This window comes from Flavonifractor sp. An52, from assembly GCF_002159385.1.
GTDB lineage: Bacteria > Bacillota > Clostridia > Oscillospirales > Oscillospiraceae > Flavonifractor > Flavonifractor avicola.
The window spans coordinates 24,221-46,058 of record NZ_NFIB01000005.1 but is presented as its reverse complement, the minus strand read 5'-3'; the positions used below and the strand labels follow the sequence as shown (position 1 = coordinate 46,058).

At 62.0% G+C, this 21,838-nt stretch carries 22 protein-coding genes and 1 riboswitch; of the genes, 7 read left to right on the top strand and 15 right to left on the bottom strand.

Going from position 1 to position 21,838, the window contains the following annotated elements; all coding sequences use genetic code 11:
* The 6 genes from cobJ to B5G06_RS02975 form a co-directional block, all read right to left on the bottom strand.
* Window positions 1–738 carry a precorrin-3B C(17)-methyltransferase gene (gene cobJ, locus B5G06_RS03000; protein ID WP_087187613.1) on the bottom strand — a complete coding sequence of 246 codons (738 nt, stop codon included), beginning with the start codon at window positions 736–738 and terminating at the stop codon, window positions 1–3.
* On the bottom strand, window positions 735–1,724 hold the full coding sequence (locus B5G06_RS02995) for a cobalt-precorrin 5A hydrolase (protein ID WP_087187612.1): 990 nt from the start codon (window positions 1,722–1,724) through the stop codon (window positions 735–737). Before B5G06_RS02995 ends, cobJ begins: the two co-directional genes overlap by 4 nt.
* Window positions 1,721–2,476, bottom strand: a complete 756-nt coding sequence (cobM, locus tag B5G06_RS02990) for a precorrin-4 C(11)-methyltransferase (protein WP_087187611.1) — start codon at window positions 2,474–2,476, stop codon at window positions 1,721–1,723. The genes B5G06_RS02995 and cobM overlap by 4 nt, the downstream gene beginning before the upstream one ends.
* A gap of 46 nt (window positions 2,477–2,522) precedes the next feature.
* Window positions 2,523–3,659 (bottom strand): cobalt-precorrin-5B (C(1))-methyltransferase CbiD, encoded by a 1,137-nt coding sequence (gene cbiD, locus B5G06_RS02985; RefSeq protein ID WP_343286349.1) that lies wholly within the window; start codon window positions 3,657–3,659, stop codon window positions 2,523–2,525.
* A gap of 94 nt (window positions 3,660–3,753) precedes the next feature.
* Window positions 3,754–3,937: riboswitch (cobalamin riboswitch) on the bottom strand.
* Between the two features lie 48 nt (window positions 3,938–3,985).
* A complete protein-coding gene (locus B5G06_RS02980; RefSeq protein ID WP_087187610.1) occupies window positions 3,986–4,438 on the bottom strand; it encodes a GNAT family N-acetyltransferase in 453 nt (150 codons plus the stop codon).
* Window positions 4,439–4,440: 2 nt separating this feature from the next.
* Window positions 4,441–6,876 (bottom strand): cation-translocating P-type ATPase, encoded by a 2,436-nt coding sequence (locus B5G06_RS02975; protein ID WP_087187609.1) that lies wholly within the window; start codon window positions 6,874–6,876, stop codon window positions 4,441–4,443.
* 190 nt (window positions 6,877–7,066) lie between these two features.
* On the opposite strand from B5G06_RS02975, the gene B5G06_RS02970 reads away from it, so the two are divergent.
* Complete coding sequence (locus B5G06_RS02970) at window positions 7,067–7,327, top strand: hypothetical protein (protein WP_087187608.1); 261 nt, start codon at window positions 7,067–7,069, stop codon at window positions 7,325–7,327.
* Between the two features lie 48 nt (window positions 7,328–7,375).
* Here B5G06_RS02970 and B5G06_RS02965 read toward each other — a convergent pair whose 3' ends face one another.
* The 4 genes from B5G06_RS02965 to B5G06_RS02950 all read right to left on the bottom strand — a co-directional run bounded on the left by B5G06_RS02965 (window position 7,376) and on the right by B5G06_RS02950 (window position 11,211).
* Complete coding sequence (locus B5G06_RS02965) at window positions 7,376–8,326, bottom strand: ROK family protein (protein WP_087187607.1); 951 nt, start codon at window positions 8,324–8,326, stop codon at window positions 7,376–7,378.
* 90 nt (window positions 8,327–8,416) lie between these two features.
* The gene (locus B5G06_RS02960) at window positions 8,417–9,490 is read right to left on the bottom strand and encodes a lysylphosphatidylglycerol synthase transmembrane domain-containing protein (RefSeq protein ID WP_087187606.1); all 1,074 of its coding nucleotides are present in this window, start codon (window positions 9,488–9,490) and stop codon (window positions 8,417–8,419) included.
* Entirely contained in the window at window positions 9,490–10,578 is a 1,089-nt protein-coding gene (locus B5G06_RS02955; protein ID WP_087187605.1) for an MGDG synthase family glycosyltransferase, read from the bottom strand. Before B5G06_RS02955 ends, B5G06_RS02960 begins: the two co-directional genes overlap by 1 nt.
* 108 nt (window positions 10,579–10,686) lie before the next feature.
* Complete coding sequence (locus B5G06_RS02950; RefSeq protein ID WP_242955325.1) at window positions 10,687–11,211, bottom strand: 4'-phosphopantetheinyl transferase family protein; 525 nt, start codon at window positions 11,209–11,211, stop codon at window positions 10,687–10,689.
* Between the two features lie 339 nt (window positions 11,212–11,550).
* Here B5G06_RS02950 and B5G06_RS02945 point away from each other — a divergent pair, with 339 nt between their 5' ends.
* Together B5G06_RS02945 and B5G06_RS02940 are read left to right on the top strand one after the other, a co-directional pair.
* Window positions 11,551–12,249 (top strand): response regulator transcription factor, encoded by a 699-nt coding sequence (locus B5G06_RS02945; RefSeq protein ID WP_087187604.1) that lies wholly within the window; start codon window positions 11,551–11,553, stop codon window positions 12,247–12,249.
* A 27-nt stretch (window positions 12,250–12,276) separates the two neighbouring features.
* Window positions 12,277–14,397, top strand: a complete 2,121-nt coding sequence (locus B5G06_RS02940) for a sensor histidine kinase (protein WP_087187603.1) — start codon at window positions 12,277–12,279, stop codon at window positions 14,395–14,397.
* A 38-nt stretch (window positions 14,398–14,435) separates the two neighbouring features.
* On the opposite strand, the gene nifU is transcribed toward B5G06_RS02940, so the two are convergent.
* Together nifU and nifS are read right to left on the bottom strand one after the other, a co-directional pair.
* Complete coding sequence (gene nifU / locus B5G06_RS02935; protein ID WP_087187602.1) at window positions 14,436–14,876, bottom strand: Fe-S cluster assembly scaffold protein NifU; 441 nt, start codon at window positions 14,874–14,876, stop codon at window positions 14,436–14,438.
* 19 nt (window positions 14,877–14,895) lie between these two features.
* Window positions 14,896–16,095 carry a cysteine desulfurase NifS gene (gene nifS, locus B5G06_RS02930; RefSeq protein ID WP_087187601.1) on the bottom strand — a complete coding sequence of 400 codons (1,200 nt, stop codon included), beginning with the start codon at window positions 16,093–16,095 and terminating at the stop codon, window positions 14,896–14,898.
* Window positions 16,096–16,302: 207 nt separating this feature from the next.
* Here nifS and B5G06_RS02925 point away from each other — a divergent pair, with 207 nt between their 5' ends.
* Window positions 16,303–17,427 (top strand): AI-2E family transporter, encoded by a 1,125-nt coding sequence (locus B5G06_RS02925; RefSeq protein WP_087187600.1) that lies wholly within the window; start codon window positions 16,303–16,305, stop codon window positions 17,425–17,427.
* Between the two features lie 49 nt (window positions 17,428–17,476).
* Here B5G06_RS02925 and B5G06_RS02920 read toward each other — a convergent pair whose 3' ends face one another.
* The gene (locus B5G06_RS02920; protein ID WP_087187599.1) at window positions 17,477–18,355 is read right to left on the bottom strand and encodes a DegV family protein; all 879 of its coding nucleotides are present in this window, start codon (window positions 18,353–18,355) and stop codon (window positions 17,477–17,479) included.
* Window positions 18,356–18,454: 99 nt separating this feature from the next.
* Between B5G06_RS02920 and B5G06_RS02915 the strand changes: the two genes are divergently transcribed.
* The 3 genes from B5G06_RS02915 to B5G06_RS02905 are packed head-to-tail and all read left to right on the top strand — an operon-like array spanning window position 18,455 to window position 20,553.
* Complete coding sequence (locus B5G06_RS02915; protein WP_087187598.1) at window positions 18,455–19,054, top strand: TetR/AcrR family transcriptional regulator; 600 nt, start codon at window positions 18,455–18,457, stop codon at window positions 19,052–19,054.
* Window positions 19,055–19,113: 59 nt separating this feature from the next.
* Window positions 19,114–20,304 (top strand): nucleoside recognition domain-containing protein, encoded by a 1,191-nt coding sequence (locus B5G06_RS02910; RefSeq protein ID WP_087187597.1) that lies wholly within the window; start codon window positions 19,114–19,116, stop codon window positions 20,302–20,304.
* A gap of 39 nt (window positions 20,305–20,343) precedes the next feature.
* Window positions 20,344–20,553: a hypothetical protein gene (locus tag B5G06_RS02905; protein ID WP_087187596.1), complete on the top strand. Its 210-nt coding sequence runs from the start codon at window positions 20,344–20,346 to the stop codon at window positions 20,551–20,553.
* Window positions 20,554–20,599: 46 nt separating this feature from the next.
* Here the strand turns inward: B5G06_RS02905 and B5G06_RS02900 are convergent, their stop codons facing one another.
* Together B5G06_RS02900 and B5G06_RS02895 are read right to left on the bottom strand one after the other, a co-directional pair.
* On the bottom strand, window positions 20,600–21,118 hold the full coding sequence (locus B5G06_RS02900; protein WP_087187595.1) for a spore maturation protein: 519 nt from the start codon (window positions 21,116–21,118) through the stop codon (window positions 20,600–20,602).
* 2 nt (window positions 21,119–21,120) lie between these two features.
* Window positions 21,121–21,699, bottom strand: coding sequence for a spore maturation protein A (locus tag B5G06_RS02895; protein WP_087187594.1), 579 nt, complete (start codon window positions 21,697–21,699; stop codon window positions 21,121–21,123).
* Window positions 21,700–21,838 lie beyond the last annotated feature (139 nt).

Below are 21,838 nucleotides of genomic sequence, written 5' to 3'. Positions count from 1 at the left end.
TTATTCCCCCCGCTGGAGGTAGCCCCGGGGGGTTACCATCTTACCGCCCAGCACCTTGGTTTGGCTGTTGCCGATGAACACGGTGGTGAACATATCCACCTGGGTGTCCCGCAGCTGGGCCAGGGTGAGGAGCTTGCCCTCCTCCCCTTCCCGGCCGATGTTGCGGACGGTGCCGCACACGGTGTTGGGGTCCTTGTCCCGCAGCAGGATGTCGCAGGCCCGCTGCAAATAGTCGGGCCGGTTCCGGCTGGAGGGGTTGTAGAGGCAGATCATGAAGTCCGCTTGGGCGGCAGCACTCAAACGCTTCTCGATCTTCTCCCAGGGGGTGAGCAGATCGGACAGGGAGATCACCGCGAAGTCGTGGGTCAAAGGAGCGCCCAGCACGGCGGCGCCGCCGCAGGCGGCGGTGATGCCGGGCACCACTTCGATCTCGATGGGCTCATAGTCCTGGGCCACCTCGTAGATGAGCCCCGCCATGCCGTACACGCCGGAGTCGCCGGAGCACACCACCGCCACGTCCTTGCCGGTGAGGGCGGCCTCCACGGCAGCCCGGCAGCGGTCCACCTCCCGGCGCATCCCGGTGGACAGCACCTCTTTCTCCGGGAAATCCGGCTTGACCAGCTCGATATAGGCGGTATAGCCCACGATCAGGTCGCACCCTTCCAAAGCGGCCCGGGCCCGCCCGGTGAGGTCGGCGCCTCCGCCGGGGCCCAGTCCGATGACAGTTACTTTTTTCATAGGATCTTCCTTCCCGCCACCGCCACGGTGACGCCGTTTTTTGCCTGCTTGGGCACCAGAATAGTCCCTCCGGCACACACTGCCGCCCGCTCGCACACGTTGTCCACCCCGGTGATATGGGCCACAAAGGCAGACGGGGTGAATATTCCCTCCGCCTGCTCCAGCTCCGCCGCCGAAAAGACGGACAGGGGCAGGTTATGGGCGGCACAGAAGGCCAGCAGGCCGGGCTCGTTTTCTTTCAGATCAATGGTGGCCACCTGGGCCATCGCCTGGGCTTCATAGCCGGACATGGCCTCATCCGCCGCCGCCTGGATGGTCTCCATGGGAGTTCCTCTCCGGCAGCCAATGCCCAGGACCAGCCCCTTAGGGGCCAGCCGCAGGGTGCGGGAAAAGGGTCCCTTTCCTTTCCGATAGGTGACCCACACCCCCAGCTCCGCATGGTCCCCGGTCAGCCCCTCCGGGCAGGGGTGGCCGAAGTCGCTGACAAAGCCCACCGGCTTCCCCTCCAGCAGGGCGGCGGACACCTCTTTTGCCAGCACCCGGTCGGTAATGACCATGTCCCGCTCCCTGGCCCACACGTCCACGGCGAACAGGCCGTTGACGTCGGTGGCGGTGGACACTGCCGCCTGACCAACCGTGAGGGCGGCCACTTTGATGGCTAACTCGTTGGCCCCGCCCACATGGCCGGACAGCAGGGGGATGACGAACCGTCCAGCCTCGTCCACGCTTACCACGGCGGGGTCGGTAAACTTATCCTTCACATAGGGAGCAATGGCCCGAACGGCGATGCCCGCCGCCCCTATAAAGATGAGGGCATCCTCCTCGGTCCAGGCTTTGGCGGTCCAGCCCTCCAGGCTGTCGTAGGCCTCCGCTCCCACCTCGGGGGCGAACCGGGCGGGCACATGGAGGGTGGCCTCCAAGGCGTCGGCCAGGGTACGGCCCAAGACCGCCCCCCGCCGGGTAAAGGCGATGATGGCCGCCGTCACTTGCTGGCCTCCCGAAATTCATGGGTAAAGGTGGGGTCGTACAGCTTGGACCGCTGGTAATCGTTCCCCAGAAAATAACCGATGGTAATGAGGGCCGTCTTGGTTACATGGTTCTCCTTGGCGGCTTTGGCCAGAGTGGACACAGTGCAGCGGTACACCTTCTCCTCCGGCCAGGTGGCCTTGTACACAATGGCCGCTGGGGTATCGGGAGAATAGCCCCCCGCCATCAGCTCCTCCTCCACCTGCTCCAGCAGGCCGGTGGACAGGAAGAGCACCATGGTACAGCCATGGGAGGCCATCTTCCGCAGCTGCTCCCCCTCGGGCACAGGAGTGCGTCCCGCCATACGGGTAATGATAACCGACTGTGATACGTCAGGCAGAGTATACTCCGCGCAGAGGGCTGCGGCGGCTCCCGAGAAGGAGGACACGCCGGGAGTCACGTCGTAGGAGATGCCCAGCTGATCCAGCTCATCCATCTGCTCCCGGTGGGCGCCGTACAGAGAGGGATCGCCGGTGTGGAGCCGGGCGGTGGTGCCCCCTCTGGCCTCGGTCTCCTTCATCACCTCGATGACCTCTTCCAGGGTCATCTTGGCGCTGTCATAGACCTGGCAGCCCTCCTTTTTATAATCCAGCAGGGCGGGGTTCACCAGGGAACCGGCATAGATGATGACATCCGCCTCCCCCAGCAGCTTAGCTCCCCGCACGGTGATGAGATCGGCCCCACCGGGGCCCGCGCCGATGAAATGTACCATAATCGAAACTCCTATCTGTATCGGCGGACGGCCGTAAAAGTCGCCCCTACGATTGATGTTGATGCAGAGCCAGCAAGTTGTCAGCCCCTGTTGTCTTTCCCAGCAGTCCGTACTGGTTGGAGAAGAACACCGCCGCGATGGCCAGGTCCGGCCCGGCCCGGTGGCGTAATACCTCCTCCAGGGCTTGTGCGATGGAGGCCATCACCGGCTCCAGCAGCCCGGCCTCCTTCAGCAGCTCCACCCCGGCATCGGTGGTAGGGCAGGCAAAGAGGGCTTTCAGCAGCGCCGGGCTCCCGCCCGCCAGGGCAGCGTGGGCGGTGAGGGTCTCCCGCCGGCCATCGGCCACCTTGGAGTGGGTGTTCATGTTCCCCGCCGCCACTTTAATCAGCTTGCCCAGGTGGCCCACCAGCAGGAAGGATCGGAAGCCCAGCCCGGCAGCGTGGTCGATGGCGTGGCCGATATAATTGCTGCAGGTGCAGCGGTGGGTCAGGTCCAGCCCCAGGTTCCCCTCCGCAAAGGAATCCCCGTAGTTGCCGGGGGTAACCAGCAGATCGGTCACGCCTGCGGCTTTGGCTATATCCTGCTCCAGGTAGAGGGAGTCAATGAGGGCGGCCTCGCTCATGGGGCGGACGATGCCGCTGGTACCCAGGATGGAGATGCCCCCTTCAATACCCAGCCGGGGGTTGAAGGTGTGGGCGGCCAGGGCCTCCCCCTCCGGCACCGAAATGGTAATGGACAGCCCGCCGGTATAGCCCGCCCTGGCCATCTCCTCCTCCGCCTGGTGCCGGATCATCCGCCGGGGGGTGGAGTTGATGGCAGCTGCGCCTACCGGCTGGTCCAGTCCGGGCCGGGTCACCCGGCCCACGCCGGTACCGCCGTCGATGATAATGCCGGGGGCGCCGGTTTTTTCCGCCCGGGCAAAAATCAGGGTACCGTTTGTCACATCCGGGTCGTCCCCGCCGTCCTTCCGGACGGCACAGCTGGCCCAGCCGGTTCCGGCGGACTGCTCCAGCAGTTCAGCCTCCACCGTGATCCCCGCAGGGGTATCCACCCGCACCGCGGGCAAAGCCTCCCCGGTAAGCAGCAGCCGGACCGCCCCGGCTGTAGCGGCGGCGGCACAAGTGCCGGTGGTATAGCCGCAGCGCAGCTGCTTGTTCCCCACCGGGATATACAGTTCCAGCACCAGACCGCCTCCTTCGACACAAAAAGGCCCTCCCCAGCTTTGGGGAGGGCCTTTTTCAATGAAAAAATGCCGCACCTCTCCACCTCAGAGCTACGCAATACGGTATCCCTGCAGCGGGTCTCCTGGCTTGCGTTTCCTCCTCCGGCGCACCTTCTCAGCCCCACGGGCCAATGGTATTTGCGCCTTCGTCCACGCTTACAGTAGAGGTAAGACTGCGCCGGATTTGCACCGGCTTCCCCTTTCGCGGCACTGCCACAACTGCGGATACGATTCAATTCTCCGCTCATTATATCAGGACGCAGAGGAAAAGTAAAGGTAATTTCTTGTCATATGAGCGCACAGGGCGGTTCCCATACCATGACAAAATTGGTCAATTTGACCCCATGGCGTTCCACCTGCTGCTCCCGCTCCACCCGCCAGCCCCGGCGCTCAAAGAAGGGCCGGGCGGTGAGAGAAGCATGGGTCAGCCGGGCGCCGGGCAGGCCGTCGCACAGGGCGGCGGCAATCCCCCGACGCTGATAGTCCCTGTGTACATAGAGCCGGTCCAGATAGCCGCCGTCGGCCAGGTCGGCAAAGCCCACAATGACGCCGTCCCACTCCGCCACCAAAGTGGTGTGGGCCTGAAAGGAGGCATCCCAGGCCGCCAGATCCACCTGGCCATCGGCCCAGGCATCCAGCTGTTGCGGGGTATAATCCCGCCCGCACACCCCATGGACCGTCTGATAAAAGAGTTCCGCCAGAATGGGGCAGTCCGACGGGCGATAGGGACGCACCGTCAAACTCATGTGCGGTGCCGCAGGTGTCTGGCCTTGTCCCACAGCAGAGCGCCGTACTGGCATACCTTCAGCAGCACGTTCATTACCGGGTAGGACAGGCCCAGGAACACCACCAGTACCAGGAAGGACTGAATGGTCAGCTGGCTCAGGCCAAAGCTGGCGCCAAACCAGATAATGGCCACCGCGGAGGAGGCAGACATGGCGATCATCAGTACCCGCCGCTTCCAATCGAAGGGCTTACACACCTGATAGAGCACCAGCAGGCCGATGACCACCAGCAGAATGGTGGACATGGTGGACAACTCGTTGGTGGTGAAACCGAAGGCCAGATAGAAGGCCTCCAGCCCCAGCACGATAATCAGGTCGGTAAGGCCGCCTGGCAGGGCCGCCCGGAACACATTGGTGAGGAATTTTCCCTTCACCAGGGCGTGGTTGGGCTCCAGAGCCAGGAAGAGGGAGGGCACGCCGATGGTGACGGCGCTGAGGAAGGAGATCTGCAGCGGGGTCACCGGGTAGGGGAAGGTGGCAAACAGAGAGATGATGGACAGGAAAAAGGAGAAGATGTTTTTCACCAGATAGAGGGCGGCGGCACGCTGGATGTTGTTGATGACCCGACGGCCTTCCGCCACCACCTTGGGCATGGCGGCAAAGTCGGAGTTAAGGAGCACCAGCTGAGCGGCGTGGCAGGCGGCCTCCGCACCGGAGGCCATGGCAATGCCGCAGTCGGCGTCCTTCAGGGCCAGTACGTCGTTGACGCCGTCGCCGGTCATGGCCACGGTGTGGCCCGCCCGCTGAAGGGCCTGGACCAGCTTGCGCTTCTGGTCGGGAGTGACCCGGCCGAACACGGTAAACTCCCGCACCGCCCGGTCCATGTCGGCATCGGAGTGGAGGGTGGCGGCGTCCACATAGCGGTCCGCCCCCTGGATGCCCGCCTGACGGGCCACCTCGGCCACCGTCACCGGGTTATCGCCGGAAATGACCTTAACGGCCACCTTCTGCTCGGCAAAGAACTGGAAGGTCTTGGGTGCCGATTCCCGCACCCGGTTGGACAGCAGTACCAGGGCCATGGGGCACACCCGCCGGGGGTCCAGCCCCTTCTGGTCGGGCATCCCCTGGTATTCGGCAGCCAGCAGCACCCGGTAGCCCTTGGCGGACCAGGGGTCCACCTGCTCCTTCAGATCCCCGTACCGGGGCCCCAGGATGAACTCGGGAGCGCCCACCAGATAAGCGCCGTGGCCGGGAAAGACGGCGGCGCTCCACTTGGTGGCGGAGGTGAAGGGGATGGCCTTTTCCGCGTGCCAGGCCGACCGGCCGTGGAACTTCTTCTGCATGGCCCGGGCAGTATCGTTGTCCGCCTCGGAAACCTGATAAAAGGCGTTGAGGATCTCGGTGACCTCGGTCTCGGCGTACTTTTCCGGGTCCAGGTACACCACCTCGCCCACCTCCATCCGGGGCTCAGTGATGGTGCCTGTCTTGTCCACGCACAGCACGTCCACCCGTGCCAGGGTCTCGATACAGTTCATATCCTGGGCCAGCACCTTGCCCTGGGCCAGCCGGATCATGCTCACCGCCAGAGCCACGCTGGTCAGCAGGTAGAGGCCCTCGGGGATCATGCCGATGAGGGCGGCCACTGTGGACACCACCGTCTCCTGGAAGGTGCGGCCCACAATAAAATATTCCTTGGCAAAGAGGGCAATGCCGATGGGGATGAGCAGGATACCGATGACCCGGATCAGCTTGTCCAGAGAGGACATCATCTCGCTCTTGCCCACAGTGACGTCCTTTTTGGCCTCCAGGGTAAGGCGGGCGGCGTAGGAGTCGGCCCCCACCCGGTCCAGCCGGGCCCGGCAGCGTCCCGCCACCACAAAGGAACCGGAAAGCAGGGCGTCTCCCGGCCGCTTGACGATGGCGTCGGCCTCGCCGGTAATGAGGGCCTCGTTGACCTGGACCTGACCGGCCAGCACCGTGGCGTCGGCGGGGATCTGGTCGCCGGAGGCCAGCTCCGCCACGTCGTCCCGCACCAGATGGGCGGCGGGCACCGAGCCCAGCTGTCCCTCCCGCACCACGTTGGCCCGGGGGGCGGCCAGCAGGTTGAGCTTGTCGATGGTCTGCTTGGAGCGCAGCTGCTGCAAAATGCCGATGCCGGTGTTGGCCATGGCGATGAGCAGGAACAAAAGGTCCTCCACCGATCCCACAAAGATCAGCAGAGCAGCCAGCACCACAAAGATGAAGTTGAAGAAGGTAAAGACGTTGGCCCGCACGATCTGCCCCACGGTCTTGGTGGGGGATTCCACCGGATCGTTGGCCCAGCCGTTCTGCTGGCGCTCCCGCACCTGGGCCATGGTCAGGCCCAGATTGGGATCGGCGCTCACCCGGGGCACATCCCGCCGGGGACGGGGGACAGCCTGAGGAGATGGATGCTGTTTCTGCTTGCCTTTCATGTAGTCGCCCTCAATACTGTAAATTCCGTCCTCAGGACGGACAATTTCCAAAATCTTGTCACATTATAGCCGATTTTTTCAGCGCATACAAGGCCGCCGGATAAATCTTAACCAATTCTCCACAATTTCTTAAGTCAGGGGCATGGAGCCCCTCCTTCTCCGCTATACTGGAATCAAAGGAGGGGTATCCATGGAGCCCATTTCAGACAAGATGCAGGTCCTGCTCCGGCTGGCGCTGTGCGGCGGCGGAGCCGCCCTGCTGTACGCGGGCGCTCTCAAGCTGCCCGCTCTGGCCGACCGCCGCCCCTGGCTGGAGGAGCACCGGCTCCAGGTCATAGCCCTGGGAGCGGCAGGGCTGTTCGGCCTGTCCCTGCTGGCCTTTCCCCGTCCGGCGGCGGGAGAGGAAGAGGAACCGCCCGACTGCTGCGACGGCTACGAGCCGGTGGAGTAAGCCGCCCCAAAAGCACAGGGCCCGCCGGAGGGCGGGCCCTGTTTGGGTTTATCGGAAAAGGGGCAGCAGGGCCGCGCCGATGATACCGGCGTCGTTGCCCAGAGCCGCCCGCACCAGCCGGGTACGGTGGACGCTGTTGCGGGCGTAGTCCTCCCGATTCAGGATGTAGCGCACGGGAGCCATCAGCGTCTCCCCCTGGGCGGAGGGTCCACCGCCGATGCAGAACACTTCCGGCTGGAAGATGTTCACCAGGCTGGCCACACCGCAGCCCAGGTAATCCACATACTCATCGATGACCTTTCCGGCGGCCGCGTCGCCCAGGGCGGCGGCGTCAAAGGGGGTGCGGCCGTTGACCGCCTCCAGAGTGCCCGCCAACTCCCACAGCTTGGAGTCGGGGTGTTCCTCCATGACCTCACGGGTCCGTTTGATGAGGGCGGTAGCGGAGCAGTAGGCTTCAAAGCAGCCCTTCCGGCCGCAGGTACACAGCCGGCCGTCGTGCTCAATGACAAAGTGGCCCACTTCCATGCCGGCGTAGTTGAAGCCAGTATACAGCTTGCCGTTGAGGACAGCGCCGCCGCCCACACCGGTACCCAGGGTAATGGCGATCATGGACTGGCTGCCCTTGCCGGCGCCGGCGGCAAATTCGCCCAGAGCGGCGGCATTGGCGTCGTTCTCCAGGTAGATCTTTTTGTTCAGCCGCTCCTCCATCAGGGCGGTGAGGGGCACATTGGAAAAGTCCAGGTTGGACCAGAACCGGATCACGCCGGTATCAGGCTCAATGGTACCAGGGGAACCAATGCCCACCGACTCAATATCATCCATGGACAGGCCCACCTGCTCCACCGCCGCCCGGGAGGCTGCCGCCATCTGATCGGCTACCTGTTCCGCCGGCACACCCCGGGGGGTTGGCAGACTGACCTTGCCCAAGAGTTCACCGTTTTCAGTCACCACAGCGGCAGCCACGTTGGTGCCGCCCAGATCGATCCCCAAATAGTACATCATCCCGCCTCCTTTGTTCTTCTCCCTGATTATAATGCACCCGGCCCGGCGGCACAAGAGGAAAAAACGGCGTCCATAGGACGCCGTTTTTCAGGTCACGATAGGCCCCCGGGCCTGCTTAGGGTAAGGGGTGGAATCCTCCATTCTCCGCTGGCGGCGGGTCCGCAGATGGACCGCCAGCGCGACAATGGCGCTGATCACCAGGAAGGAGTAGAAGCTGATGCCCCGGGACACCAGCACGGCAGGCGTCACCAGGCTGGAACCGAAGAAGAGGGCCATGGCGGTCACAAAGCCGCCCTCAGAGGCGCCCACGGCGCCGGGCAGCGGCAGATTGGCCACCGCCAGGGTCACCAGCGCCTGGGTGGCGATGATCTCCAGCGGACTGGCACCCGACAGGCCGAAGGCGTAATATACCGCCACAGGAACGGAGAAGAGCGCGGTGAGCTGGACGATGGTGATGAGCACCAGGCCCACCATCATGCCCGGATTCTGTTTGACGCACTGGGCACCCTTGTGGTACTCTTCCATCTGCTTCTCCAGCCGCTGGCGGGCCTTGTCCCCATTGCGGATGATGCGCACCTTCACCAGCAGCTTGAGCACGCCGCCGGTAAGCTTGCGGGCAGCGTTGGGCAGGAACATGAGGGAGAGCATTCCCACCGTCAGGCTTCCGTTGACCACCACACCGTAGAGCAGCAGCAGTCCCAGACCGCTCCCCAGATTCTGCACCAGATAAAAGTGGGTCAGGGCCGCCGCCAGAGCATAGACGATGACCACCGCCTGATAACACACCGCGATGAGCATCATATTCAGCGCGCCGTGGGCCGCCGGGATATTGTCCTTGGACATATAGTAGACCTGGGCCGGCTGACCGCCAGTAGAGGAGGGGGTAATGGAACTGACATAAAAGCCCACAAAGGAATAACCCAGACAGCGGCGGTAGCGCACCTTATGGCCCAGACGCCCCAAAACGATCCTGGAACACAGGGCCTCGCTGCCCACAAACACAAACATCATACCCAGCCCCATCAGCAGCCACAGCGGATTGAGCTGCCGCAGGGTGCTGGCCAGCCGCGAGAAGGACATATCCCGGAGCAGCATATAGCCGGTAAAGGCCATGAGAGCCAGGATCAGCCCGATACCGACCAAGCTCTTCCGTTTGTCCATCAGGCGCACACCCCTTTTCCCGCAGTGAGCCGGGCCAGGATATGGGTCAGGCTCTCCTGCTCCAGCTGTTCTTTCAATGCGTGCATTTTAGCCGACATATCCGCCAGCGTATAGTCGTCATAAATCAGTTCCCGAATGGCGGTCAGGCACTCGTCGGGCTCCTTGGCCGCCACACGGCCCAGTCCCCGCTTCACCAGGAAACGGGCGTTGTTCTTCTCCTGCTCCAGGAAGGGCTCCCAGGCCAGAATGGGCAGCTCGGAGAAAATGCTCTCAAACATGGTGATGCCGCCGGGCTTGGTGAGCACCAGGTCGGCCCAGGCCATATATTCATAGACCCGGTCGGTAAAGCCGATCACCCGGATGTTCTCATATTTGTTGACCAGCCGGTCGTACAGCTTCTGGTTGCGGCCGGTAATGATGGTGGTATGTACGCCGGGCATGGTGTCCAGCGCCTCATAGAAGGAATCCTTCCGGGGCATCATGCCCAGGCCGCCGCCCATAATGAGCAGGTTGCGTTCCTTTCGGTCGCCCCGGTGGACGGGCAGCTTGAACTCCGCCCGGACGGGAATACCGGTGACATAGATGATGTCCCGGTTGACCCCCTTGGCCGCCAGCCGCTCCCTGATCTCCTCGGTACCCACCAGATAGCAGTCGGTAACCCGGTGGATCCACTCGGAATGGCTGGTCAGGTCGGTGACGCAGGTCACCATGGGCAGGCTGCTCCCCGTCTCCTTCTTCCAGCGGGCCACAATGCGGGCACAGATGGGATGAGTGGCGATGATCACATCAGGCCGCTTGCGCTCGAAGAGCTCCTCCACCCGGTCGGGGCACTGCTCATCATTCAGGGGCCGTTCGTCGGAATCCTTGTTCTGGGTAAACTTATAATAAAGGTTGAACAGTCCGCTGCCCCGGGTCACCAGGACATTGAACCACTTGTACATGGACTCGGAGTTGTGGTTGGTATAGGCGATCAGGTCCATGACCTCCACCTGTGCTTCCGGGAAAGCCCGCAGCAGCTGCTGACGCAGGGACATGGAGGCCGACCAGTGGCCCATGCCGAACTTACCCGTTACGATCAGGATATTCACGCTGCTCCCTCCTCACGATACTCTTTCTCATGGTCAAGTATAGCGGGTGTTCTTTTAGAAAATCAGAGCCTGTTTCTTAAAAAGATATTAAGAAAAAGAAACAGATTGTCACTTTCCCGCCCAGACCTGCCGGGGCAGGGGCTCTTTTCCAGCGGTACACACCGCCGCCCGCCAGTCCGGACCGGCGTAGGCCCCAAAGCGCAGGCCGTCTTGTTCCCCCGTCTGTCCCGGCTCCAGCAGAGGCACGCCAATGGTCCGGGGCGCTTGACGCAGGCCGGTCCCCAGGCACTTGACCTTGGCCTCCTTCAGGGTCCACAGGGTATACAGGCTTCCCCAGTCTCCCCCCCGGTCCTGGAACCAGACAAATTCCTTCTCCGAGAGGACATAACGGGCCAATCCTGCCCGCCGGGGCCGCACCCGCTCCACATCCACCCCCAGCGGAGCCTCATCTGCCCCGCACAGGGCCAGGCCGCCGCTGTGGCTCAAGTTGAAGTGCAGGCCGGGCACATCCGGAAACCAGGGCTTCCCCGACTCCATGCGGGCCACCCGGGGCAGTTCCGTCCGGCCAAAGTTCTCCCTGATCAGACGGGCGAGCAGCGCCCAGGCGTCGCCTTCCTCCATCCGGAGCACCATCGTTGCCTGCCTCCTTCCCCAGCCATAAAAAGACGGCGAGCCCCGCCGGCCGCTTCACGGCACGGCAGGGACGCCGCAATATGCGTTTATTCATCATTATATCCGGCCGTCTCCCAATCCGCAAGTCTTTTTTACGTCATGATACCATTTTTCACAGTTTTTTCCTCTTCATTAAAAAGAAGAAGAGCCATTTACCCCTGCATTTGCTTTTACCGGTGGTTGGAGGTACAATAAGATATAATACGCATCAGACCAGACGCTCTTAAAGGCTTTTTAAACAAATTCCCGTTCCGCCCTTAAAAGACGTCTGCTATTCTTTACAGCATACGAGGTGAGCCTATGTATACCATTCTCGTCTGTGATGACGACCGCGATATTGTTTCCGCCCTGGACATCTACCTGACCAGTGAAGGTTACCGCACCGTCAAGGCCTACGACGGGCTGGAGGCCGTCAAGGCGGCGGAGGCCCAGCCGGTGGACCTGATCCTGATGGACATCATGATGCCCGGCCTGGACGGCATCCGGGCTACCGCCAAGCTGCGGGAAAAGTTTAACGTTCCCATTATCCTGCTCACCGCCAGGAGTGAGGACTCCGACAAGGTGCTGGGGCTGAACATCGGCGCCGACGACTACATCACAAAGCCCTTCAACCCCATTGAGGTCATCGCCCGGGTGAAGAGCCAGCTGCGGCGGTATACCAGCCTGGGCGGCAAAAGCGGCACCAGCGAAAACACTCAACTGCTCACCAACGGCGGCATTGTCCTGGACGACAGCGCCAAGTCGGTCACCGTGGATGGGGACCGGGTGAACCTGACTCCCCTGGAATACAATATTCTCCTTCTGCTGCTGAAAAACCCGGGCCGAGTCTTTTCCACCAGCCAGATTTACGAGCTGGTATGGAACGATCCCTCCCTGGGTTCGGAGAACACCGTGGCAGTCCATATCCGTCACCTGAGAGAAAAAATCGAGATCGATCCGGCCAACCCCAGATACATTAAAGTGGTGTGGGGGCTTGGCTACAAGATGGAAAAGCTTTGACCCATTCAAAAGGAGGGGGGAAACACCATGAAAAAACTGGGGACCCGGCTGGCGGTAAAGGCGATCGCCTTCCTTCTGGCCCTGGGCACCGGCGTTGGGGGCTTCTGGGCCACCCTGTTTATCCTCTCCCAGTGGGACACCCTGTGGACCGGCGTAGGCTACTACTCCAGCAACTCCTGCGCCCAATACATGAGCAACCACATGGTGCAGGTGGAAGAACTGGCCCGGCTGCTCCAGTATCAGGCCTGGGAAGCCCCGCTGTCCTACCTGGACCAACAGCGCCTCAGCGATCTGGAATACGCTCTGGACAGCGAGCGCACCAATTTCTGCTTTACCATCCGGCGCAATGACACCGGCGCATTGGTCTACTCCAATCTGGAGGATGGCCAGACGGTGGAGAGCAGCGTCCATACCGTCCTGCGGGATTCCATTGACGTCACCTACAACGACGGCGGCGAGCGCCGGAAGGATTACTTTGTATGGAACGGAGAAAAGCAGTTTTATCTGCTCTATGTGGTGCTGGACAACGGCACCGAGCAGCTGCTCACCCCTACCGACGCCGCCCTGGCAGCTCAATACGGCTACACCTTTAACGGAAACTCCTGGGACTACAACCAAGCCCAGGACAGCCGCCTGCTCTATATGGATCTGGCCATTGAATACGGCGTGGCCTATCCCCTGTCGGTCCACGACGAGTTCTGGGACAGCTCTCAGGATTTCAGCGAATATGCCCGGTATCTGCCCGCTCTGGCGGTGCTCACCGTGGTGCTGGACGTATCCTGTGTGCTGACCTGTGTCTTTCTGTGCCGGGTGGTGGGACGCCGTCCCGGCAGAGAGGATATCGTCCCCAGCCGGTTTGACCGTATTCCTCTGGACCTGCTGGTGCTGCTGGAACTCTGGATCATCATCCTGCTGCTGACCGGCGGCGATCCTATGGCAGTGGCCCTTAACTCCAACGGCCCGTCCACCGATGTGGTGGTGGGGCTGGCCCTCGTCTCCAGCGGGGTGGGTCTGTGTCTGCTCTCCTCCCTGCTCACCCTCATGACCCGCATCCGGACAAAAACACTGTGGACCAACACCCTGATATGGCGGCTGATCCAGGTACTGGGCCGGGCGATCCGCAACGCCGCCCACAGCTGGCCCCTGACCGGGCGGGTCATCGTGCTCTTTCTGCTCTATCTGGTGGGTACCTACCTCACCGCCCTCACCATAGTGCTTGTTCCGGTCTATCAGGGTCTGGTGCTGTGGCTGCTGTGCCGGTGGGCCATCCAGTGGCACCGGGTCCGCCAGGGCACCGACCACATTCTGGGCGCAGATCCCAGCTTTAAGATCGACACCAGGGGCCTGTACCACGACCTGGCCCAGCACGCCAAGCAGCTCAACGACCTGGGCGGCACCATTAGCCAGGCAGTGGATGAGCGCATCCGCAGCGAACGTTTCCGGGCGGAGCTCATCACCAACGTATCCCACGACCTGAAAACCCCCCTGACCTCCATTATCAACTATGTGGATCTGCTGAAAAAGCAGCCCATTGACAACCCCCAGGTCCAGTCCTATATTGAGGTACTCACCCGGAAAAGCCAGCGGCTGAAAAAGCTGACCGAGGATCTGGTGGAGGCCTCCAAAGCCTCCACCGGCACCCTGCCCGTCCATCTGGAACGGCTGGGCATGGTGCAGCTGGTCCAGCAGGCCCTGGGAGAATTTGAGGAGCGATTTACCCAGAGTAATCTGGCGGTGGTCACCCTCTACCCGGAGGAAGACGTGTGGATCATGGCGGACGGCCACCACCTGTGGCGGGTCATCGACAACCTGCTGTCCAACTGCAACAAGTATGCTCTGGAGGGCACCCGGGTCTATCTGGAAATCACCCGCCGGGATAACAGCGCCGTATTCGCGGTGAAAAACATCTCCCGGCAGCAGCTTAACATCCCCCCCGAGCAGCTGATGGAGCGTTTCGTCCGGGGAGACACCTCCCGCACCACCGACGGCTCCGGCCTGGGGCTGTCCATTGCCCGCAGCCTTACCGAGCTGCAGCACGGCCAGTTCGATCTGAGCATCGACGGCGACCTGTTCAAGGCCACCGTCACCTTCCAGCTGGCTCCCCCGCCGGAGGGGGAGGCGGAACCCCAGCTTCCTCCGCCCGCATAGCAAAAACGTCCTGCCGTTTTCACGGCAGGACGTTTTCGTTATCCGCAGGAGGAGCAGCAGTGCCCCTCCTCACAGTCGCAGGGCAGTTTAAGGGACTCGGGCACCGGCTCTCCCTTCTTCTGATAGTAGTCGGCCAGCGCCGCCTTGATGGCCTCCTCCGCCAGCACGGAACAGTGCATCTTGTGGGCGGGCAGCCCGTCCAGGGCCTCAGCCACGGCGGCGTTGGTAAGGGTCATGGCCTCGGCAATGGTCTTGCCCTTGATCATCTCAGTGGCCATAGAGGAGGTGGCGATGGCGGAACCGCAGCCGAAGGTCTTGAACTTCACGTCGGTAATAACGTCGCCGTCGATCTTCAGGTACATCTTCATGATATCGCCGCACTTGGGGTTGCCCACCTGGCCCACCCCGTCGGCGTTCTCGATCTCTCCCACGTTGCGGGGATGCTCAAAATGGTCCATCACTTTATCTGAATACAGCATTGTAGTTGCTCCTTTCCAATTACAGTTCCCAGGTGGGTTTCTGGGCTTCCTTGTCCCACACCGGGGACATCTCCCGCAGGTAGGCTACCACGGCGGGTACTTCTTTCAGGATATATTCCACGTCCTCCTCCGTATTCTCCGCTCCCAGAGAGAGCCGCAGGGACCCGTGGGCAATGGCGTGAGGCAGTCCGATGGACAGCAGCACATGGGAGGGGTCCAGAGAGGCGGAGGAGCAGGCCGAACCGGAGGAGGCACAGATCCCCCTGGCGTCCAGATGGAGCAACAGGGCCTCACCCTCCACACCTTCAAAGACAAAAGAGGCGGTGCCGGGCAGCCGCTTCACCGGGTGACCGGTGCGGCGGGAATAGGGCAGCGCGGACAGGCCGGCAATCAGCTTGTCCCGCAGAGCGGCCAGCCGGGCTGACTCCTCCGGCAGATGGTCCACCGCCTCCTTCAAAGCGGCGGCCATACCGGCGGCGCCGGGCACGTTCTCGGTGCCGGAGCGGCGGCCCTTCTCCTGTCCGCCGCCCTGGATAAGGGCGGGCAGCCGGAGGGGCTTTTTCATATACAGGGCCCCGATCCCCTTGGGTCCGCCGAACTTATGGCCGGACAGGGAGAGCAGGTCCACGTTCCACGCCTCCACATCCACCGGGATGTGGCCCACCGCCTGGACGGCGTCGGTGTGGAACAGCACCTTATGGGCTCTGGCAATGGCGCCGATCTCCGCAATAGGCTGGATGGTGCCGATCTCGTTGTTGGCGGCCATGACAGAGATCAGGATGGTATCCGGCCGGATGGCCTGTTCCAGGTTGGCGGGGTCCACCAGACCGTCCCCATCCACCGGCAGGCAGGTCACCTCATAGCCCTGCTTCTCCAACCACTGGGCAGTGTGGAGGATGGCGTGGTGTTCAATGGCGGTAGTGATGATATGGCCGGTCTTTTTGCCCTTGAGGGCCATCAGTTCGGCCACCCCCCGCAGGGCCCAGTTGTCGGCCTCAGTGCCGCCGGAGGTAAAATAAACTTCTTCCGGCTTTGCGTTCAGGCAGGCGGCCACCTGAGCCCGGGCTTCCTCCAGATGGGTCTTGCCCTCCTGGGCAAAGCGGTACAGGCTGGAGGGATTGCCATAATCCCGGGTAAAGTGGGGCAGCATGGCGGCAAGAGCGGTATCGGTAACGGCTGTAGTAGCCGCATGATCAGCGTAGACAAATTTTTCAGACATCGGTGGCTCCTTTCCGGAATCTACTTAATTCCTATCTGTTTACTAGATTATACGAAATCTCACTTTGTTTGTCAAGCAAAATCTTCCGGCCGCATTTGATTCGGCCGCTAATTAAATTTTCTTAAAGATCCTGCTTTCCCGTTGACGGTATGCGGCGAGGGTGCTATAGTGGAGTCACCAGTTCCTGTAAAGAAATCGAGGTTTCACATGGATAAGAAACTCTTCCGCAGTATCCTGCTCATTATTACATACGCAGTCCTGCTGGTTATGGTCCTGGCCCGTCTGGATGTGATCGGCGGTGTGCTGGGCACTTTACTGGCGGTCTTTAAGCCGCTGATCATCGGCTTCTGTCTGGCCTTTATCCTCAACCGGCCCTGTCAGTTCTTTTACCGGCTGTACAGCCGGGGGCTGGACAAAACACCCGCCCGGGGGGCCGCCCGCCCGCTGGCGGTGCTTACCGCCTATCTGGCCCTCATCCTCCTGATCGTGGCGTTGTTCTCCTTCGTGCTGCCCAAGCTGGTGGAGAGCATCCAGACCTTTGTGCTCAATCTGGGCGGCTACATCACCAACGCCCAGAACTCCATCAACCAGCTGCTGGAATACCTGCACCTGGACATGGAGCAGCTGGACCTGTCCAGCCTGAACACCACCCTGGAGGGTGTGCTCAAAAACGCCCTGAACATCCTGTCCAACCTGGGTCCCCGGTTGGTGGAGTTCACCACCGGTCTGGTCTCCATTCTGGTCACCGGCGTGCTGGCCCTGGTCTTTTCCATCTATATGCTTTCCGGCCGGGACAAACTGCTGGGCCAGTGCCGGCGGCTGCTGAAGGCCTATGTTCCCGCCAAGGTGGCCGGCCCCATCTCGGACGTGGTCTCCCTCACCGCCGCCACCTTCACCAAATTTGTTACCGGTCAATGTATCGAGGCCTGTATCCTGGGCAGCCTGTGTTCCCTGGGAATGCTCTTTATCCAGCCGGATTACGCCCCCCTCATCGGCGTCACGGTGGGAGCCTCCGCCCTCATCCCGGTAGCGGGCGCCTACATCGGCGCCATCGTATCCGCCATCCTGCTGCTGATGGTCTCCCCGCTGAAGGCCTTTATTTTCGTGATTTTCCTTATTATCCTCCAGCAGGTGGAGGGCAATGTGATCTATCCCCGGGTGGTGGGTACCTCCCTGGGACTGCCCGGCATCTGGGTGCTGGCCGCCGTTACCGTGGGCGGCAGCCTGCTGGGCCTGGTGGGTGTGCTCATCAGCGTGCCCATCGCCTCGGTGATCTACACCCTGCTCCGCCGGGACATCCACAAGCGCCTGGGACCCCCGGACCAGGCCTGAAAACCATAAAAAAAGCCTGCTGCCGCAGCAGCAGGCTTTTTTGTACTTGTCAATCCTCCAGAATCTGGATGCCGCCCCCCAGCACACCGTCGCCGATGTACACGCTGAGGGTGGCGTCAATCTTGCCCTCCCACATATGCACAGCGTCGGGGAAGCGCTCCTTCATCCGGACGGCAAATTCCGCCATCTCCTCAGGCGCGCCGCCGTTGGCAATGCCCAGGTTGTACCGGACGCCGGGCCGGATGTGCTGTTCCATCAGTTCCAGGATCTTGTCCTGAACCTGCCGGCGGCCCCGCACCTTGGCCACGCTCTGAAGCTGGCCGTCGGAGGCAAAGGAAATCACCGGTTTGATGCTCAGCAGGGTACCGGCAAAGGCGGCCACCTTTCCAATCCGCCCGCCCTTGCTCAGGTATTCCAGGGTGTCCACCGAGAAGAAGGGGAAGGTATTTTCGATCAGCTTGGGTACCCGGTGGCTCACCAAAGTGTCCCAGTCCATCCCGGCCAGAATGTCCTCCCACAGCTGGAGCACCATGATCCCCATACCCAGGGAGCCGCTTTTGGAGTCGAACACGGCGATGTCCAGGTCCTTCCGGGTCTCCGCCTGGAGGCGCACCATATTATAGGTGCCCGACAGCCCGGAGGAAAGCATGACGGCCAGCACCTTTTCATAGCCGTCGGCCTTGATGCGGTCCAGGGTGTCGCTGATGCTGCCGCCGTCAGGCAGAGAGGTGCGGGGCAGCTCTCCCCGATGGAGGCGGTCATACACATCCTTGGCAAAGATGTCCACTCCGTCGGAGTATTCTCCGTCGTCGCAGACGATCTTCAGGGGCACCGTATAGATGGGCTTATCCGCCCGCAGCGCAGGGGACAGGTCGGCGGTGGAATCGGTAAGCAGCGCGATCTTCTGTACGTTTGACAAGTTGATCATCCTACCCTATAATCAATATTGCGAAACTGACATAACGTCGTTATGTGACTACTTAAATTATAGCGGCAAAGAGCCGCTGCTGTCAAGAGGTGGAAGCCAATGGAGGACTATCGGACCCGCAGAAAAGAGCAGGCCAGGCAGACCGAACAGGCCATTTTGCAGGCCGCCATGGATCTGTCCCGAAAGCAGAGCTTTGACAAGGTATCCATCCGGGAGATCTGCCAGCAGGCGGGCATCACCACCGGAGCATTCTATCACCACTTCCGCTCCAAGGAGGATCTGCTCTCCCGGGGTTTCGCCCCCCTGGACACCTATCTGGAGCAGTGCCTGGCGGGTCATGAGGACGATCCCCCCGCCCGCCGCCTGTGGCGGCTCATGACCAACTATGCGGAATTTTTGGAAAACCTGGGCTGGGAGCTGGTGGCCCGGTACTATCAACGGCGTCTGGACGCCCCCGACGACACTTCCTCCATGGACTCCAGCCGGTTCACCCTCCGGGCCATGGCCAGCTGCCTGGCTCAGGCGGAGGCGGAGGGCGGACTGCTGCCCGGCTGGTCGGCGGAGTGGACCGCCGATTTTCTGCTCCGCCATTTCCGGGGCGTGGTCATTGACTGGACCCTCCACCGGGGCTCCTACCGCCTGCTGACCAAACTGGAGCAGGATTACACCCTCTTCAGCCATGTGTTCCGCACCGGCTGAGGGAGACAGGCAACTTTTGGCCCCATGGCGCATACCCATCTGTGAAGGAGGTGTGTGCCATGTCCCGGCTGCTGTCCAAAGCCAGAGTCCGCGATCTGATTCTGGGTCTTGTTCTGTTGTGCGCCACATTGGCGCTGATGCTCTACCCCAAGCCCTCCATGGAGGCGGCCCGCACCGGCCTCCAGCTGTGCTACAACGTGATCATCCCCTCGCTCTTTCCCTTTTTTGTGCTCTCCTCCCTGGTGGTGGAGCTGGGCCTGGCCCGCTACCTGGGCCGGCTGCTGGAGGGGATCATGCGCCCTCTGTTCCACGTCAGCGGAGCCTGCGCCTCCGCCTTTGCCCTGGGTTTTGTGGGGGGCTATCCGGTAGGGGCCAAGACCGCCATCAGCCTCTATGAGAAAGGGATGTGTACCCGCACCGAGGCGGAGCGACTGCTGGCCTTCTGCAACAACTCCGGCCCCGCTTTTATCCTGGGCGTGGTGGGCGCAGGCATCTTCGCCAGCAGTACGGTGGGAGTCCTCCTCTACCTGGCTCATGCCCTGGCCTCGGTATGCGTGGGGCTGCTCTTCCGCTTCTACAAGGCCGGCGAGGACAGCGGCAGAGGAAAATCCACCCGTCCCGCGCCCCAGTTTCAGGCCCAGCGCTTTTCCACTGCCTTCACCGGCTCGGTGAAAAGCGCCTTTCTCTCTACCTTAAATATCTGCGCCTTTGTGGTGTTCTTTACGGTGGTCATCCAGCTGCTTATCCGCTCCGGCTTTCTGCCCGGCCTGGCCCAGGCGCTGGGCACCGTGCTGGCCCCCTTCGGCCTGACGCCGGAATGGGCCCAGCGGTTGCTCACCGGCGCGCTGGAGATCTCCTCCGGGGTGTCCACCCTGTCGGAGGGTGGCGCCCTCAGCAGCCGGTTGACCATGGCCGCCTTTATGCTGGGCTGGGCAGGTATCTCGGTCCACTGTCAGGTGCTCTCCTTCATCGGGGGCAGCGGTCTTTCGGTGGGCACCTACCTGGTAGGCAAACTGCTCCACGGCGGTCTATCCGCCCTTTTCATCGGGGTATTAGTCCGTTTTGTCCCCCTCAACGCCCCCGTCTCCAATTACCTGGCCGATCAGGTGGCCGGCATCGCCGGTATGGAGTTTCACGGCGCCCTCACCGCCTCCATCCTGGCCACCTGGATGATCTTTCTGGGCTTTCTGCTGGCGGCAGCCCTGGGTTCACGAAAAAGCCTTGGCAAACGCCGCAAGCCCGTGGTATAATGATAGGTACTGAATTTATACAAGGACAGGAGGGATTCCATGCTGTTCCAAAAGGATATCGAACCCCGCTGCTGCTACTGTCAACGGGGCACTCAACTGGACGAGGAGCAGATCCTCTGCGTCAAGAAGGGTGTGGTCTCCCCTGGGGGCAGCTGCCGGGCCTTCCGGTATGATCCGCTGAAGCGGGTACCTACCCCGCCGGTGACGCTCAATCTGGATAAACTGAAAGACGAAGATTTTTCCCTGTAAACAGGCCGGGACCCGCTGCTCAAGCAGCGGGTCCCGGTTTTTTGTCTCAGAAGATCAGCCGCACCGCCCAGGCGGCAGCCAGAAAGCCTGCCAGGTCGGCGCACAGAGCGGCGGGGACGGCATAGCGGGTTTTGACGATGCCCGCCGCCCCGAAGTACACGGCGATGGTATAAAAGGTAGTTTCGGTCGACCCCAGCATCACGGCGGCAGTGCGGCCAATCTCCGAGTCGGGTCCATAGGTAGAGATCAGCTCCGCTCCCACGCCCAGGGCAGCAGAGCCGCTCACCGGCCGCACCAGCATCAGGCCCACCGTCTCCGGCGGGATGCCCACAGCGGTAAGCAGAGGGGCCAGCGCATTGGCGGCCAGCTCCAGGGCTCCGGAAGCCCGGAGCATATAGACCGCCGTCAACAGCCCAACCAGAGCCGGAACAATGCGGATGAGCACGCTCAGCCCCTCCCCGGCCCCCGAGAGCAGAGCGCTGTAGACGTCCACCTTCCGGGCCATACCCCACAGGGCCACCACTCCAATGATGAGGGGCACCAGCATGGTGAAAAAGGTATCCATGCTCAGTCCCTCCACAGCCGGGCCAGCACCTTGGCCGCCAGGATACCCACGCACACCGAAATGGCGGAGGCCAGCCACACCGCCGGCAGAATATCAAAAGGGGTCTCACATCCTGCGGCCAGCCGCACCCCTGCCACAGTGGTGGGGATCAGCTGGATGGAGGCGGTGTTGCACACCACCAGCATACACATCCCGTCGCAGGCCACCCCCGGCCTGCGGCGGCTCATCTTCTGGGCGGCCTGAATGCCCAAAGGAGTGGCGGCATTGCCCAGCCCCAGCAGATTGGCCGACACATTGGCGGAAATACAATCCATTACCTCCCGGTCCCGGGCAAACTCCGGATAGAGCCGCCCCAGCAGCGGGCGCAGCAGCCGCGACAGACCCGCCGACAGGCCGGAGCGCTTCATGATCTCCATAACTCCCATCCACAGGCAGAGCACCCCCGCCATGGCCAGACAGAGATCCACCGCCGCCCCGGCTCCCTCCAGAGCCGCCGCTCCCACCGCCGGACCGTTTCCCGTGGCCAGCCCACACAGGATGGAAATCACCACCATGCCCGTCCAGATCGCCGCCATTGCCATGGCTGTCCGCCCCTTTCCCTGTCCAAATTTCCAGTTCAGACTATCTATACGATCCAGCTTCGGAAAAGATACCCAATTCCAAGGCGAAAAATGGCAGATAATATATGAAGTTTTTGTAACATTGCTTGACAGAACAATA

Bases quoted from the DNA above. Each gene is read 5' to 3' on its own strand.
- cobJ (WP_087187613.1), bottom strand. From the start codon at position 738: ATGAAAAAAGTAACTGTCATCGGACTGGGCCCCGGCGGAGGCGCCGAC.
- cobM (WP_087187611.1), bottom strand. From the start codon at position 2,476: ATGGTACATTTCATCGGCGCGGGCCCCGGTGGGGCCGATCTCATCACC.
- B5G06_RS02975 (WP_087187609.1), bottom strand. From the start codon at position 6,876: ATGAAAGGCAAGCAGAAACAGCATCCATCTCCTCAGGCTGTCCCCCGT.
- B5G06_RS02970 (WP_087187608.1), top strand. From the start codon at position 7,067: ATGGAGCCCATTTCAGACAAGATGCAGGTCCTGCTCCGGCTGGCGCTG.
- B5G06_RS02965 (WP_087187607.1), bottom strand. From the start codon at position 8,326: ATGTACTATTTGGGGATCGATCTGGGCGGCACCAACGTGGCTGCCGCT.
- B5G06_RS02960 (WP_087187606.1), bottom strand. From the start codon at position 9,490: ATGGACAAACGGAAGAGCTTGGTCGGTATCGGGCTGATCCTGGCTCTC.
- B5G06_RS02950 (WP_242955325.1), bottom strand. From the start codon at position 11,211: ATGGTGCTCCGGATGGAGGAAGGCGACGCCTGGGCGCTGCTCGCCCGT.
- B5G06_RS02945 (WP_087187604.1), top strand. From the start codon at position 11,551: ATGTATACCATTCTCGTCTGTGATGACGACCGCGATATTGTTTCCGCC.
- B5G06_RS02940 (WP_087187603.1), top strand. From the start codon at position 12,277: ATGAAAAAACTGGGGACCCGGCTGGCGGTAAAGGCGATCGCCTTCCTT.
- nifU (WP_087187602.1), bottom strand. From the start codon at position 14,876: ATGCTGTATTCAGATAAAGTGATGGACCATTTTGAGCATCCCCGCAAC.
- nifS (WP_087187601.1), bottom strand. From the start codon at position 16,095: ATGTCTGAAAAATTTGTCTACGCTGATCATGCGGCTACTACAGCCGTT.
- B5G06_RS02925 (WP_087187600.1), top strand. From the start codon at position 16,303: ATGGATAAGAAACTCTTCCGCAGTATCCTGCTCATTATTACATACGCA.
- B5G06_RS02920 (WP_087187599.1), bottom strand. From the start codon at position 18,355: ATGATCAACTTGTCAAACGTACAGAAGATCGCGCTGCTTACCGATTCC.
- B5G06_RS02915 (WP_087187598.1), top strand. From the start codon at position 18,455: ATGGAGGACTATCGGACCCGCAGAAAAGAGCAGGCCAGGCAGACCGAA.
- B5G06_RS02910 (WP_087187597.1), top strand. From the start codon at position 19,114: ATGTCCCGGCTGCTGTCCAAAGCCAGAGTCCGCGATCTGATTCTGGGT.
- B5G06_RS02905 (WP_087187596.1), top strand. From the start codon at position 20,344: ATGCTGTTCCAAAAGGATATCGAACCCCGCTGCTGCTACTGTCAACGG.
- B5G06_RS02900 (WP_087187595.1), bottom strand. From the start codon at position 21,118: ATGGATACCTTTTTCACCATGCTGGTGCCCCTCATCATTGGAGTGGTG.
- B5G06_RS02895 (WP_087187594.1), bottom strand. From the start codon at position 21,699: ATGGCAATGGCGGCGATCTGGACGGGCATGGTGGTGATTTCCATCCTG.